Origin of the sequence: Butyrivibrio sp. (genome assembly GCF_015056685.1) — a bacterium.
Taxonomy (GTDB): domain Bacteria; phylum Bacillota; class Clostridia; order Lachnospirales; family Lachnospiraceae; genus Butyrivibrio.
Window position 1 is genome coordinate 21302 of sequence record NZ_SVFW01000042.1, and the last position, 14248, is coordinate 35549.

Annotated in this window: 11 protein-coding genes; all 11 read right to left on the minus strand. The window is 39.5% G+C overall.

All coding sequences use genetic code 11. The annotated features are described in order from the left end of the window. Nucleotides 1-7: 7 nt before the first annotated feature. Nucleotides 8-1567: a M56 family metallopeptidase gene (locus E7303_RS13775; RefSeq protein ID WP_292145952.1), complete on the minus strand. Its 1560-nt coding sequence runs from the start codon at nt 1565-1567 to the stop codon at nt 8-10. A 34-nt stretch (nt 1568-1601) separates the two neighbouring features. After that, the gene (locus E7303_RS13780) at nt 1602-1955 is read right to left on the minus strand and encodes a BlaI/MecI/CopY family transcriptional regulator (RefSeq protein ID WP_103869614.1); all 354 of its coding nucleotides are present in this window, start codon (nt 1953-1955) and stop codon (nt 1602-1604) included. Between the two features lie 173 nt (nt 1956-2128). After that, nucleotides 2129-3016: an AmmeMemoRadiSam system radical SAM enzyme gene (gene amrS / locus E7303_RS13785; protein WP_292145967.1), complete on the minus strand. Its 888-nt coding sequence runs from the start codon at nt 3014-3016 to the stop codon at nt 2129-2131. 48 nt (nt 3017-3064) lie between these two features. Beyond that, complete coding sequence (gene amrA / locus E7303_RS13790) at nt 3065-4450, minus strand: AmmeMemoRadiSam system protein A (protein WP_292145953.1); 1386 nt, start codon at nt 4448-4450, stop codon at nt 3065-3067. Between the two features lie 125 nt (nt 4451-4575). Next, the gene (locus E7303_RS13795; RefSeq protein WP_292145955.1) at nt 4576-7140 is read right to left on the minus strand and encodes a hypothetical protein; all 2565 of its coding nucleotides are present in this window, start codon (nt 7138-7140) and stop codon (nt 4576-4578) included. A gap of 31 nt (nt 7141-7171) precedes the next feature. Beyond that, nucleotides 7172-7492 carry a PilZ domain-containing protein gene (locus E7303_RS13800; RefSeq protein ID WP_292145957.1) on the minus strand — a complete coding sequence of 107 codons (321 nt, stop codon included), beginning with the start codon at nt 7490-7492 and terminating at the stop codon, nt 7172-7174. A 161-nt stretch (nt 7493-7653) separates the two neighbouring features. Then, nucleotides 7654-10170 (minus strand): DUF342 domain-containing protein, encoded by a 2517-nt coding sequence (locus E7303_RS13805; RefSeq protein ID WP_292145958.1) that lies wholly within the window; start codon nt 10168-10170, stop codon nt 7654-7656. Nucleotides 10171-10194: 24 nt separating this feature from the next. Then, nucleotides 10195-10605 carry an ATP-binding protein gene (locus tag E7303_RS13810; RefSeq protein ID WP_292145960.1) on the minus strand — a complete coding sequence of 137 codons (411 nt, stop codon included), beginning with the start codon at nt 10603-10605 and terminating at the stop codon, nt 10195-10197. Between the two features lie 154 nt (nt 10606-10759). Next, nucleotides 10760-12559, minus strand: a complete 1800-nt coding sequence (locus E7303_RS13815; RefSeq protein WP_292145963.1) for a methyl-accepting chemotaxis protein — start codon at nt 12557-12559, stop codon at nt 10760-10762. 152 nt (nt 12560-12711) lie between these two features. Next, a complete protein-coding gene (locus E7303_RS13820) occupies nt 12712-13767 on the minus strand; it encodes an FAD:protein FMN transferase (RefSeq protein ID WP_292145964.1) in 1056 nt (351 codons plus the stop codon). Between the two features lie 16 nt (nt 13768-13783). Further along, the coding region (locus E7303_RS13825; protein WP_330601689.1) for a putative PEP-binding protein at nt 13784-14248 on the minus strand (465 nt) is incomplete at its 5' end.

Below are 14248 nucleotides of genomic sequence, written 5' to 3' on the forward strand. Positions count from 1 at the left end.
CCTCCTGTTATCTTCCAAACAAGCTACTAATACTGTCAATTGTACTAAATGCAGTATTAATGACTTCTTCAACATCTCCTGATTCATCTAACACTTCTTCTACAACTTCATTTACAGTTTCGTTTACGGCTTCATCTACTACATCATTAGTCACTTCATTTACTATTTCAGTTACCGCTTCTGGTGCAACGCTTTTCACTGTTTCATTAACTATGGTATTTGCAGTTCCTAACGTATTATCAACATTTTCGAGAGTCTTTGAAACATCTGCTTCCACATGAATAGTTTCATTATTGTCCTTAACTTCAACGCTTGCTGTGCTACCGTTGACATTCACGCTTACCAAGTCACTTGCTTCACTTACATGTACAGTAGTCTCAGTCTTCTTTAAATCTACAAGTGTCTGTTCGCTTTCATGCTCCTTTGCTTTTACTACCGTCTCATTTCCTGCTACATATGGAAGATTAGTTGGTTCCTTTACCTTAACCGATTCAGAACTGTTATCTGTTTTCTTTTCAGTTTTATCGGCATTGTCTTTCAGAGTTTGCAAAGCGTATGGTCCTATCACAACTTTATCAGCAGCCCTGGTAAAAGAGCATGTTAAAAGAGTACTTGTAACTATGAAAAGAACCAGGATCAGATAGAACGATGGCTTTTTATAGTTAAGAATCTGTCTGACTCTTGTGGCTACTCCCACTTCACCAAATGCAATAGGATATACTGTTACAAACCTTTTCCTGGTGCTGCATAAAAGAAGTGAATTGGCATAGGATTTCTTCTGCCTTGCAGACATATTGCTGATGACCATCTCATCACATGCAAGCTCAATATCTCTGCAAAAAAGAATATATGACAGCCATACAAGTGGATTGAACCAGTGAATAGCCACGATCAGATATCCTAATTGCTTCCTGATATGGTCATATCTCTTAATATGCACAAGCTCATGGGCAAGAACATTTTCAATTGTCTTATGGTCAAGGCCTGAAGGCAGGTAAACTATCGGACGAATCATTCCAAAAATAAAAGGTGTATCAATTTCATCGCATACAAACACTCTTTCGCTGGAACTAAAACGAATAGATACCCGGGTCTTAAAATAGATTCTAATATAGCTAAAAACTGCATAGCCAAGGACCACAGTTACTCCGATAAGCCATATGATAAGGGTTCCTACGAAAAACTTGTTATTTAGATAGCCTCTTACTGATGTATCCTGAGTACCTTCTACGGTCGGCTCATCATCTCCTGCATTTGAAAAAGAAATATCATCAGCATAAACATCAGCCATTATTCCAACTGATTCGAGAACCTCTGTGTCCACAGCTTTTTTTGAGGTTGTTCCCTTGGAAAAAGTCGAATTAACAATTTTCCCAAAGTCAGGCATAAAGCCAATATCTGACTGAATCTGAAGTGGAACCAATAATCTTAGTGCTACCACTGCCCATAAAACACCCATGAACCATTTCGGTGCTTTCTTAAGCGGTATTCTGATCAGTGACACTGCTATCATGAGAAGAGTAGACGCCATACTCATCTCAATGACTTTTATAAAGATTAACCCCATACACTTACCCTCTGCCTATATAAAAGCGTAGCTACTACTTGATCTTATCTATAATGTTCCTTATTTCAGCTATATCTTTTTTTGAAAGTTTCTGATGTGATGTGAAGGCTGCCAAAAATGCCGGAAGCGAACCTCCAAAAGCCTCTTCGACAAACTCCTCACTTTTTTGCGAATAAAAATCTTCCTTGGATATTTTTGATGTTACTACTCCGTCAATGTTTTGAAACAATCCCTTCTCACATAATTTCTTGAGCACTGTGTAAGTTGTAGATTTCTTCCATTCAAACTTTTCTGAGCAAAGCTTAACCAGATCACCTGAACCAATCGGTTCATTCTCCCATATAAGCTCTGCAAATTTCATCTGAACTTCCCCAAATTCTACGGCCATATCCTTCCGCCTTTCATTGGTCTATTTATTATAGACTTTATAATGTTAGTTTATAGTGAGTAGACCAGTTTGTCAAGATGATATTTCGTTATTATTATAACGTGATTATCTCTTGTCTTGCCCCAGATAAACAAAAAAAATAATCCCTTTTGCAACTTTTTTTGCAAAAGGGATCAGCAGTTTCCGGTATAGACAAATTCCAGGTTTTTCCTTGCTATATCTGCAAGATGATAGATGCTGTCAACATCTGTCGGTGGTCTGTCTGTCATTTTAAATCTTGGGAAAAATCTTGAAATGTGAAGCGGGACATTTTTGCCAATAGGATTTCCACTCTTATCCTTAAGGGAGGCAATCCATTTGGAAATCTCAGTCATTTCCTCATCAGAATCATTTTCCCCGGGGATTATAAGAGTTGTGATCTCGACGTGGCAGTGTTTTACTGCTTCTGCAATAAAGTCCATGACCATCTGTCGATCTCCTAAAAGAACATCGCTGTAAAAAGAATCAGAAAAGCCCTTTAAATCTATATTCATAGCATCAATATATGGAATGATCTCTTCCAAAACGTCCAAAGAAGCCATTCCGTTAGATACAAGAACATTTTTCATCCCCTTATCATGAACTAACCTGGCAGTATTTCTCACATATTCATAGCCTATCAATGGTTCATTATAAGTAAATGCTACTCCTATATTGCCATTTGCCTTATATTTGACAGCAAGTTCAGCAAGTCTCTCAGGAGATACATATTCAGCCTCTTTTTCAAACTCATATACTCCATCACCCCAAGATATCTCATAATTCTGGCAAAAGGGGCATCTTAAATTGCAGCCATAACTTCCAACAGACAGTATCATAGACCCCGGCATAAATCTGTTTAAGGGCTTTTTCTCAATTGGGTCAAGGGCTATGCTTGTGATCCTGCCATAGTTTAAGGGCACGATCTTCCCATTCCTGCAACCGCGAACGCCGCAGAAACCGGTCTTTCCTTCAATGATCATGCACTTTCTATAACATACATTACATGTGGGCATCCCATTTCCTCTTGATTCAAACCATATTCAAAAAAATCAATTTAAGTCAAGATAGCACTTCCATCATGGCACTCTTTAGTAGTGCCTTACAACTTCAAATCTCTGAAGATGTACCTCATCGTCCTCAGTTATCCCGCCCTTTTGCATGGCAATAGCCACCTGCTGTTCTACAGAATCCACGCCATCAAGGTCAGGTAAAAGAAGTCCTCTTTTTCTTCCACTTGAGACTATGACGCCATATCTTTTTACATCCAGCTCATCCATAGAAGAAATGTTCTCAGGTTCACCCAAAACATCAACATTTATCTCCAAGAACTCAAGTTCATTTGCAGTTATGGCATTAAACCTCGGGTCTTTAGTGGACGCGCTTATGGCATTTTGTATGATCTCCTCAGCAACATTTTCACATGTAGGCCCAATTGTCCCAATGCATCCTCTAAGCCTTCCGTGCTCATGAATTGAAACAAAAGCTCCCGCTCTTATCCCAAGCATTTCTTCAGGAATATCACTTGGAACTGGTAGCACCTTTTTCTCAAGAACATAGCTGTACACTGACTTATAGGCCAGCTGTACATAGGCATCTGAATTCTGTCTTTTTTCTTTTATCTCTCTTTCTTTTTCACGGTAAAAGATATCCAGAAACCTCCTACTATCATCCTCATCTCCAGGCGTAAAGGTACATATTCCATAGCCAACTCCTGTGATATCCTGGTGAGAGAGCCTGTTTGCCCTGACCTTCACTCCATCAAGCGCACCTGCCATTATGACAAAAGACCTATGTCCGCACTCAGCTGCCTTGTCACAAAAATCCTCATCGAACTCCAAAAGTTCTCCAAACGCCCCTCTTTGACACACATCCATGACTTTTTGGTCATATACAGGGCCCTCTGCCGCATATCCATAAGGTCCGTAATCCTGAAGCTTGTGAGACAGGTCACCACTGGCAACATAGACAACTCTTTTTCCTGTGGCATTTACAGAGTCCTTTATTATCTGGCCCATTCTGTAATGATCCGTCAAAGGAAGCCCTGAAAGTCCGACTCTTACTATTTTCCCGCCTTTATACCTTTTTCTGATAAAGAAAAGAGGAACCATTGTTCCATGATCAAGGTCTCTATCTACTTCACCCAGTGTTCCTGCAGGAAAAGAGGTTTTCTTAGCTCTTTTTTCTATTTCAGAAACAAGCGCAGTATCATACTCCTCGATAAATTTCACTTTATCAGCTCCAAATCTGGAAAAAGAGCCGGTAGCAGCGTTTCCGGGAGAAATATGAAAGTAATCAGCATACATAGTCGCATGAGGGCTGGAAATAACAATAGTATCAGGTTCAAGCTCAGCTATTTCCTCAGCAACTCTCTCATATGCTATTTTTGTCTCCTCAATCTGCTTTTCACCACCTCTTCCAACATCAGGAATGATAAGTGGCGGATGTGGAACCATATATGCAGCAATTATGGGCATGACAGCCTCCTTTATATACGCTTTTTTAGTAATATTATTATAACATGTACGTAAAAAAGAGATTAGTATAATCCACTTACACTAATCTCTTTTTTTTAGTTTATCTTACATATTTTTCTTTCTTTTTACTTGCTGTTTTCTGCTTCTTTTTCTTTGTGTCTTCTGTACATTTCTTCACCGGCTGTTCCAAGGACTGCTATGAGAATTAGCCACCATAGAGATGTCTTTTCTTCTTTTGCCTCTGTGAAGGTATCTGCTAAAGCTGTGTCCTCATCTTCGATAGATACAAATGCCTGCTCATTGTTCTTTACAACATCATTTGCAACCATCTCAGCTGCTGAAGGAGCATTTTCATCCTCAATCTGTGTGTATGTATCTTCACCGTTTGCATCTTCTACAGCTGCTTCATTTGCTGTGTTATCAGCAGCTTCTGCTTCATTTATAACTGCCATTTCAGCTGCAAGAGGTGTTATCTGATCTTCGATGTTAACTATAGAATTATCAACTACGAATGCTTCAGGAGCTACATATGCAGGAGCCTGATAATCATCTGTGTTATCTGTGTTCTGATCGTTTGTATCAGCTACATATATAAACTGGATTGTTGAACCTGCAGGAAGTCTGATCTCAGCTGTTTCTTCGTTCTGATTTTCTGTAGCAGCAGTATTTTCAGCTGTTTCTACGATTTCTTCTGCAACTACAGGAGCAGGTGCAAGTGGTACTTCTTCATTCTCAAGATCTTTTATGATTTCTCCTTCAGTACCATTTTCTTCTGTTTTATTTTCAACTACGATTACTTCTGCCTCTTTTTCTTCAGCCTCAGCTTTTTCAGATTTTTCCTCAGCCTTAACTTCAGTTTCTTTTTCCTCTTCTGGAGCAGTTGAATACTTAGCTACAACTGCTTCATATTCAGCTTTTCCTGCTTCCTTCTGCTCTAAGATAATATCAAGATCTGCCTGAGCTTCTGCCACTTTATCTTTTGCCTCAGAAAGCTTTCTGTCAAGATATCTGATAGCCTGATTCAGAGTCATGTTGTTAAGAAGATTTGCTTCCTCAGGAGTAACCTCGATGTTAAGGTATGCTGCAATATCATCAACTCCCAGAACCTCTGTTGCCTTTACGATCCTGTTTGTGCGGTTATCCTTAAGGGTATCGATGGCATCCTCAAGCTGCTCAGCTTTTTCTACTGCTTCATCTACTGCATTTCCAGCATTCTCTACAGCTACCTCGTAATTTGAATATGTATCAACTCTTTCCTGAGCCTTTGTGTAGAAATCGATGAATGCCTGATCGCTTGTATCAACTACATTTGTTCCGCCATGAACCTTGCTGTTCTGGTTCTGAACAACTTCGTGAACCTCAGCATCTCCCATGTAAAGCTTGCCTTCCTGATCGATGGTGATACTGCCATTTTCAAGTGCATCTTCAAGTTCTTTTCTTACCATGAACTGTGTTTTACCATCTTCAACATAAGCAAATACATCAAGTTTTCCACTGTTTGCCATATTGCGGATATTTTCGTTAGTAGGGTGGGCAGCGAAGTACTTTTTAAGATAGTCGTTAGCATCGATCTCTTCCTGGGTCTTTTCAAAGATCACGATATCTGTTGATTTTCCAAGAGCATTGTTGTCATAACGGTTATTTTCTTTAATGTACTTATCTGCTCTGTCGTAGTTGAAGTAAAGGGTCTGTTTCTTGCCGTTACTATCCTTGTAAGTTATGATGTTGTAGTTGTAATCCTGTGTGTCATAACCTTTTACGTACTTCTCAACCTTTATGTCAGTTGCACCACTGTCTACAAGCTGAGGAATATAATATTCACGGATTATTGTGTACATGAAGTTACGCTGTGGGCCCCAGTCTACTACTACTTTATCTGCGCTATCCTTGATTTCTTTTGCAGGCTCAACCTGAGCTTCCATTTTCTCTTTTGTCTCTTCTACTATAGTTCCAAGAGTATCAACCTCTGCCTGTGCCTTTTCAAGTTCTTCTCTTGCAGCTGTTGCATTGTAAGAAGCATCATTTAAAGCTGCCTCATAGTCTGCCTCTGCCTGTACAAGTCTTTCTTTTGCATCTTCATATTTGTCATTCAGCTCATTGAAGTATTCCTTCTTGGCATTTATGTCAAAAGATGTATCCTCTATAACCTTTACAAGTTCATCATAGCTCTTCTGGGCATCTTCAACAGACTCAGCTGTTGTTATGTCTTCTACAAGATCTTCTACCTGCTCTTTTGCTTCCTGTGCAGATTCCTGAGCACTTTCAGCTACTTTTACAGCTTCGTCAACATTTTCAACCATCTCGACAGCTGCTTCATCCGCTGCTACGTCGGCCTGATCTGCTTCCAAAAGATCTGTCTCAACTTCATCGATCTTCTCAGCTGCAGTGTCAAGACTTTCGATGCTGACCTCTTCAACATTTTCAATAGTTTCTAATGTCTCTGATGCTTCCTCGATAGCATCTTGAGTTTCAGTAGCAAGTTCCTGTGCCTCTGTAGTTACGCTTTCCTCTGATGAACTTTCAGTATTTTCATTTTCAGAAGTTTCTGCTGTTTCAGGAGTGATATCAGGAATATTATTCTCATCATCCTGCGCATATGCAGTTATCGGAGATGAAATACTCATCATCGCAGATATTCCAACAAGCATTGCTGAAATAAGTTTCTGGTTTGTAAGATTATTCTTCTTCATAATAGCTGCACCTTCCTCTTTCAAAAATAATTTACTCTTCAATACCTTCGGCAATATGCTCGAACAGGTATTGAAGGACATCCGGGGTGAATTTTCTTGCCTTAAGAGCAATTGTCTTTTTCCCGTTTGTTTCTTGATCTTCTCTAACTACGTCGGCGTACATTATAAGTGTTTCTGCTACGACTATCACATCATTTCCAAGTATTGAAGGAGTTTTCTCGTCAACTGTAATAGCCATTCCAAGAGGACTTACGTTCTTAACTTCGCCAAAATATTTCTCAAGTGATTCTTTATCAACAATTACACTGTTTGCTTTGAACTCAACTCTGTTTATTTCTCTACGCTCTTCCATTGTTATCTCCTTCTTGTACTTTTATTATCGTCATTATATATCATAATAATTATCATATTTAACGCTATTTTTGTTATTTATGATAGTTTAAGACTCCGTTTATTTTTGCTTAATATTTGGTCATAAAAAAAGAACCGATTTGTTTATCGGCTCTTTTCTTTTTATATAACCAGGATATTCTCTTTTTTTGCATCTGACCTAAAGATCATTTTGTCATAGGTTTTCCTATCGCTATCGAGTCTTAAAACCAGACCGTCTATGACAAATACTGTACCGGCGTATGCCACCTCAGTTATTACTGCCTGCGCATTTCCGCCTTTTTTTATCTCTTCTTCATAAAAGAACTGCTTCTTTCTGAGTTCTTTTAGCTTACTCTCTTTCATGCCAACAGCTGCATTTATCTTAACCTTCCATTGCATTACCTGCCGGTCTACAGCACCGATCTCCTGAAGTCTGTCCCTCTCTTTTGCAAGAGTTCTGTAATCTTCTTCCTCTCTGCTTATAGTCTTTTTTATTGCACTATACTCCGTCAAAAGAGCTGAATCAACCCCAAGGTTTACTATTGTTTTTGCTCCTGTCTTATTTCCTATGGATGCAACTTCAATTCCATAAATGCTGTGGCAGGTTCCTCCATATAAGGTTCCTGCTCTTCCGTAGGTTCTGATAAAGCCTTTTGAAGTGAGCTTACAGTTGATAAAAAAGTTTGCAGAAATATCTTTTCCTACGACTGTCACGCCTTCGAAGAATTTTGCAGAAACATTGCCCTTGGCAGTTATTCCTCCACGGATCGGACATGTAGCTCCGCCCTTGATTATAACATCTCCGCCACTTGTTATCTCGGAGCTCTCCATATGCCCACCGATGATAACATCACTTGAAGCTATGATCTCACTTCCCGAATGGACATCGCCTTTTATATAAACAACTCCATCATAATTTATCTTTTTATCAGTTATCTTAACCTCAGGCATAACAAGGATTTTTTCTATTTTGATATTGCCATCGTGAATAGTAAGTGCACCGGTCCATTTGGCAACATATGTGACCCTGTCATTTAGGATCATAAAGCCTTCGCCCTTAAGAATTGGAATCTCTTTTCCATTCCTGGCCTGCTTTACTTCTCCCAAAACATTATATCCATTCACACCTCTGGTTGCTTTATGATAAAGAGCAATCTTATCCCCTACATGCACTTGAACGAGAGAATCAAAGTTTGTAAGATCTGCTGTACCATCAGCTAAAATTTCCGGTCCTTTTTCTTTATTGGTATCAAAGAAATATTCATAATAGCCGTCATGCCCGTTTACAGCTTCTTTTCCCGCAGCCACAAGATATCTTTCTGAGGGGTTCAGGTTGGAAAGCATTTTGGCGATTCCCGGCTTGTCTACTCCTTTCCTAACATTACATTTAAAAAGAAAGGCAAGAACCACATCCTCCGTGTACTCAAGGCCATCACTTCTAAGAGGAAGCTTTAAATAACACAAAAGCTTGTCTGAAGCAAAAGAAAGATACAGGTCCCTGTTGGCCATCATAGAATCAAGTAGCACCTTGCTGTCTTTAGTCCCGGCAGTCCTGTCAAAGACAGTTTTTTCTGTACCGTCTTCATCTTCAACTGCCTTATATACGCCGGAAAGCATCTGCTCCCTGATTCTACGCATATCTTTGGCAGTGTACATCATGGTCGAGAACTTACTGATATCAAGTCCTTCTTCAATTCCCAGTCTTATCTCACGCATCTGATCCGCGTGGTACAAAGGCTTGGAATAAGGAGCTATATCAATCTGATGTTCAAGTCCAATGCGCATTTCAAACATCTGCATCCAGCCGTAGGATACATCTGCATATCTTGCCACATCTACGCCATTTTCAAGTCCGATCCTGATCTCTTTTATGGCATCTCCACGCATGTCCCTGGTAATATAATCATCTATAGGGAGGCCTTTTTTCAGACTGATTCTGATTTCCTCAAGTTGATCCGCATCAAAACGGTCTTTGATATACCTGGATATATCTATACCCTCAAGGAATGCCTTATGCATTTGGTCAAGCACAGACGCGTTATATTTATCTATCTGATTGGCGTCAAAAAAGAGACCATCTTCCGCACTTTCCCTTACAGCACGCATTTTCATATATGGAATATCAACAGATGCATAACCGGAAATGTCAATTCCTGCTTCAAGGCCTTTCCTTATTTCACGCATCTGCATACAGTCAAATGCCGGGTCCTGAAAAAAGATAATAGGAACCGGAGGCTTTGCCAAAAGCCCATGTCTTATCTCTCTCATCTGAACTGCCAAATATTCTTTTTTTGCATATTGGGAAACATCAATTCCTGCGGCAAGACCTTGCCTTATCTGAGACATCTGCAAAAAGTCGAATCCCTCATTCCGATATTTGCTCATATCGATACCCTGAGTCATTTCAAGGCGTAGTTCCTCCATCTCTGTCCAGGCATATTTGGGATCCATATACTTTTTATAATCTATTTTATCTGTAATACCTTTTCTTATTTCTGCCAATTGGAGCGCATTAAATTTAAGAGCTTTCAGCTTTTCAACATCAGCTCCTAATTCTCCACACAACTTAAGCTCTTTTTCCAAGGAATTTTGGTTAAAAGAGTCCAAACCAGAGTATTCGCTTAATTCATCAAGTAGATCAACATCTGGTGAATCCATATACACCCCACGTCTTTGAAAAAATCACGTTATAACTTTTTCTAATGTAAGTATATTGCAGCCATCTTCATACTTATAAAGGACTTTGTCCATACTTTTTTTCACAATAAAAATACCCAGCCCGCCAATCTGACGTTCTTCAGCAGAAAGCCCCGTATCGGGATCCTCTTTTGCAAGCGGATCAAATGGTGCTCCCTGATCGATGAAGGTAATAACAGCAGTGGAATCCTCTGCTCTAAAGTCAAACCTTATTTCTGCCTGACCATCCTTTCCCTCATACGCATAGCTTGCAATGTTGACAAATATTTCCTCAACAGCAACATCAATCTGCATTTGAACCTTCATGGACGCTCCGGCCTGCTCTAACTGTTCATCAACAAAGCCAAGCACTTCATCAAGTTTTTGAACCTGTGCATCAATTTTGAGTACGCTCATATGCATTCCCCATATTTGTACTTCATGATCGTTATACGCCTATAAAACCATTATATACAATATATCGTAAAAAGTGTTGCAGTTTTTATAAAAAAACGGGCAGAGTACTTTTTATGTAATCTGCCCAGTTTGTTAATCCAAATAATTAAAAGTTTTAGAGTTCGAATTTTGCTACGAAATTCTGAAGTTCCTGAGCATTTTCAGCAAGTTTATCAGAAGCTTCTGCGACCTCATGAGTTGTTGCTGTCTGCTGCTGTGAAGCTGCTGATACATTCTGTGTTTCATCGGCAACGCTTGTACTCATATCCTCAATCTTCTGGATATTTTCAGCAATAGTCTCAGTTCCGTCTGATAGCTGCGTAACAATCTCACTCATGCGGGCTGACTGTTCAGAAATTGTATAAACCATGTCAACGATATTGCTAAATGTATTACCTGCCTCATTGACTGTTTCTGTACCCTCTGCAACGCTCTCTGCGCCGGCTCTCATAGCTTCTACAGCCTCATTGGAATTGTGCATGATTTCAGAAATAAGCTCTGTGATATTGGATGCAGCTTCATTAGACTGATCAGCAAGTTTACTTATCTCACTTGCAACAACTGCGAATCCTTTACCCATTTCTCCTGCCCTTGCTGCCTCAATGCTGGCATTAAGAGATAGAAGGTTTGTCTGGCTAGCGATCTCAGCAATTGTATCAACGAATGTATCGATGTTTTTAAGCTGTTCTCCGAGGGCATCAACAACAGTAGCTGTATTTTCAACAGATGTCTTGATAGTAGCCATCATATTGGTTGCGTTTGTCATGTCGGCAGCACCCTTCTTGGCTGCATCATTTGTAGAATCGATCATCTTAGTTGTCTGTTCAATAGCATCCTTGAATTCCTGCATATTGTCAACAAATGCCTTTGTTTCCTGACTTGCTCCGGTAACAGCTGTGATCTGACCTGCACAGGAATTAGCCACATTTGTACAGGAATTAGCCACCATCTCACTCGCATCAGCAGACTGTGATGCGCTGGCTGAAAGCTCTTCTGAAGCAGATGCAACATAGCTTGTCGTATCAAAGATCTTCATCATAAGCTCTCTGATATTGTTGTGCATAAGATCAAGAGCTTCTGAAATCTGTCCAATCTCATTATTTTCTCTCTTAAGAGCACGAACCTGATCCATCTCTTCACTGTCACTAAAGTCGCTGTTAGACATTTTAACCATCTGGTCGGTGACAAGGATAATAGGTTTTGTGATTCTCTTGCCCATGTAAATAGCTATAGCTGTTCCAATCACTATAAGGACGACGAGCATAATAACAGATCTTGTAATATTGCTCACAAGGGCGCCATGTGAATGAGAAGTGTACTCTGCAAGAATTGTATCAATGTGATCAACCCATACACCGGTACCCATTACCCAGTCAAAGGGTTCGAAGTAAGCTGTATAATTGATCTTTGGAAGAGGCTCAGTCTCATTGGGCTTTGCGAACATAAGCTCTGTGTATCCACCGCCATCCTGCATACCGTTTTTGATCATCTCCTGAATGAAATAATTTCCATTAGGATCAACAGAATCCCATCTTGACTGACCTTCTGTATCTCTTCCAAGAAGAACTACGTTAACACCCTGAGAAGTGTCAACCCAGAAATAACCGGAACCATCATCATATTTTAGTTCTCTGATAATATCAGCAGACTCCTTTTTTGCTTCTTCAAGAGTCATTTCACCTGCCTGATATCTGTCATACATTATCTGGCAGACACTCATTGCTTCCTGAGTCTCATTCTTAAGCTCAGTCTTAATATCCTCAAGTAGTCTGCTTCTGTAGACCTCTGTAGTAGTTTTATCAGTGCTGATAGTGCTTGTTACTGAGAAAATCTCAATAGCAACTGCTGAAACGACAACAGCACAAAGTATTGCAAATACTATAACAAGCATCAAAGAACCACGTTTCTTATCCATAACTAACCTTCCTTGAAAATAATTATCGATATATCGACAGCTACATTCTCAATATACCATCAAGTAAAATCAATAACAATATTGCCATATATTAAAAAAGTATAAAGTCCAAAACGCAGAAAGAGCCTGACTTTCGCCAAGCTCTTTATAAACTATTTACTTATTATTTTTATAGTTTTTTGGGCATATTCAGATGATAGTAAGAATCTGTCTGATATACCTTCTGTCACATATACATTCCCATCTGATGTAACAAATACTGCCTCAAAATCATCTCTTTCTTTCCAAAAAGAAATAGCACTATCAAGGCCTTTTATATAAAGGGCTGTTGAATATCCATCACATTTAAGCCCGTCTTTTCCAATTATTGTAACTGAAGAGAGTCCGTTGTCTGCTGGCTTTCCGGTAGATGGATCTATGATATGATGATATATTTTTCCGTCTTCTTCAAAATATCTCTCATATCCACCTGAAGTGATAACCGCCTCATCACTTGCTTTTAGAACGCCTATTATTCCGGTTTTGCTATCCAGATAAGGACTTTTTATGGCAACATTCCACATTTCACCATTTGGCTTAGTTCCAATACACTGCACATTACCACCAAGATTTATAAGTCCGCTCTTTACGCCATTTTCAGTAAAAAAATCATAGAGCATTGTACTAGTATATCCCTTAACTACGCTGCCAAGATCAACTTCCATATTTTCAGGGATTTGAACTGATATATCATTTTTATTTTCTTTATCTTCTTCCCCTGATACCATGTTGATTTTATTATAATCAACCTCTTTTAATAGCTCTGTAATTCTAGTGTCATCAGGAACTTTATACTCCCCTGTTGTAAAGCCCCACTCTTTTAAAACCGGGTAAATAGATACATCTAATGCCCCATCCGTTTCATCGCAGATAGATAGAGCATTTGCCAAAATGGTAGCTGTATCATTTGAAAGAAGAGCCTGTTTATTCTTATTAAGAAGACTTATCTCGCTATCATTATCTGTCACTGATAATCTTCTCTCTAAATCTCTTATCTTTTCCTCTGCCTCTGGCAAAAGCTCCTCATTCCCTGCAATTTCCAGCTCCATTACTGTATCCATCGCAAAAAGAGTGGAAGTTTTCATGGTCTCATTATTAAATTGGCACCCTGAAAAAATAAGGGCGCAGAATAATACTGCGCCCACATTTTTGATTTTTCTAAAAACCATTATTATCCTTAGAAGATTAGTTCTTCTTGTTCTCGTTGTAAGCTCTCTTAGCTTCTTCGATACCAGCCTTAAGTCCAGCAAGTCCAGCCTTTGCAACTTCAGCAGATGCATCAGCAAGGTCTTTTGCAAGAACCTGAGCCTTCTCAGCAGCTTCCTTAAGCTTTTCCTTTGTCTCATCATCTACAACTGACTTCTTGCAATCGCAGTTAGCCTTAGCAGCCTTTTCAGCGATAGCAGCCTGAGCAGCAGCAAGTCTAGCTACAGGAACACGGAATGGTGAGCATGATACATAGTCAAGGCCAATCTTGTGGCAGAACTCAACTGATGAAGGATCTCCACCGTGCTCTCCACAGATACCAACATGAAGTGAAGGATTAACTGGCTTGCCAAGCTTAATTGACATTTCCATAAGCTTACCAACACCTGTCTGGTCAAGCTTAGCAAATGGATCGTTCTCGAAGATCTTTGTGTCATAGTAAGC

Coding starts and splice junctions, on each gene's coding strand:
- E7303_RS13775 (WP_292145952.1), bottom strand. CDS start 1,567: ATGGGGTTAATCTTTATAAAAGTCATTGAGATGAGTATGGCGTCTACT.
- E7303_RS13800 (WP_292145957.1), bottom strand. CDS start 7,492: ATGGAAGAGCGTAGAGAAATAAACAGAGTTGAGTTCAAAGCAAACAGT.
- E7303_RS13820 (WP_292145964.1), bottom strand. CDS start 13,767: ATGGTTTTTAGAAAAATCAAAAATGTGGGCGCAGTATTATTCTGCGCC.
- E7303_RS13810 (WP_292145960.1), bottom strand. CDS start 10,605: ATGAGCGTACTCAAAATTGATGCACAGGTTCAAAAACTTGATGAAGTG.
- E7303_RS13780 (WP_103869614.1), bottom strand. CDS start 1,955: ATGGCCGTAGAATTTGGGGAAGTTCAGATGAAATTTGCAGAGCTTATA.
- amrA (WP_292145953.1), bottom strand. CDS start 4,450: ATGCCCATAATTGCTGCATATATGGTTCCACATCCGCCACTTATCATT.
- E7303_RS13795 (WP_292145955.1), bottom strand. CDS start 7,140: ATGAAGAAGAATAATCTTACAAACCAGAAACTTATTTCAGCAATGCTT.
- E7303_RS13805 (WP_292145958.1), bottom strand. CDS start 10,170: ATGGATTCACCAGATGTTGATCTACTTGATGAATTAAGCGAATACTCT.
- E7303_RS13815 (WP_292145963.1), bottom strand. CDS start 12,559: ATGGATAAGAAACGTGGTTCTTTGATGCTTGTTATAGTATTTGCAATA.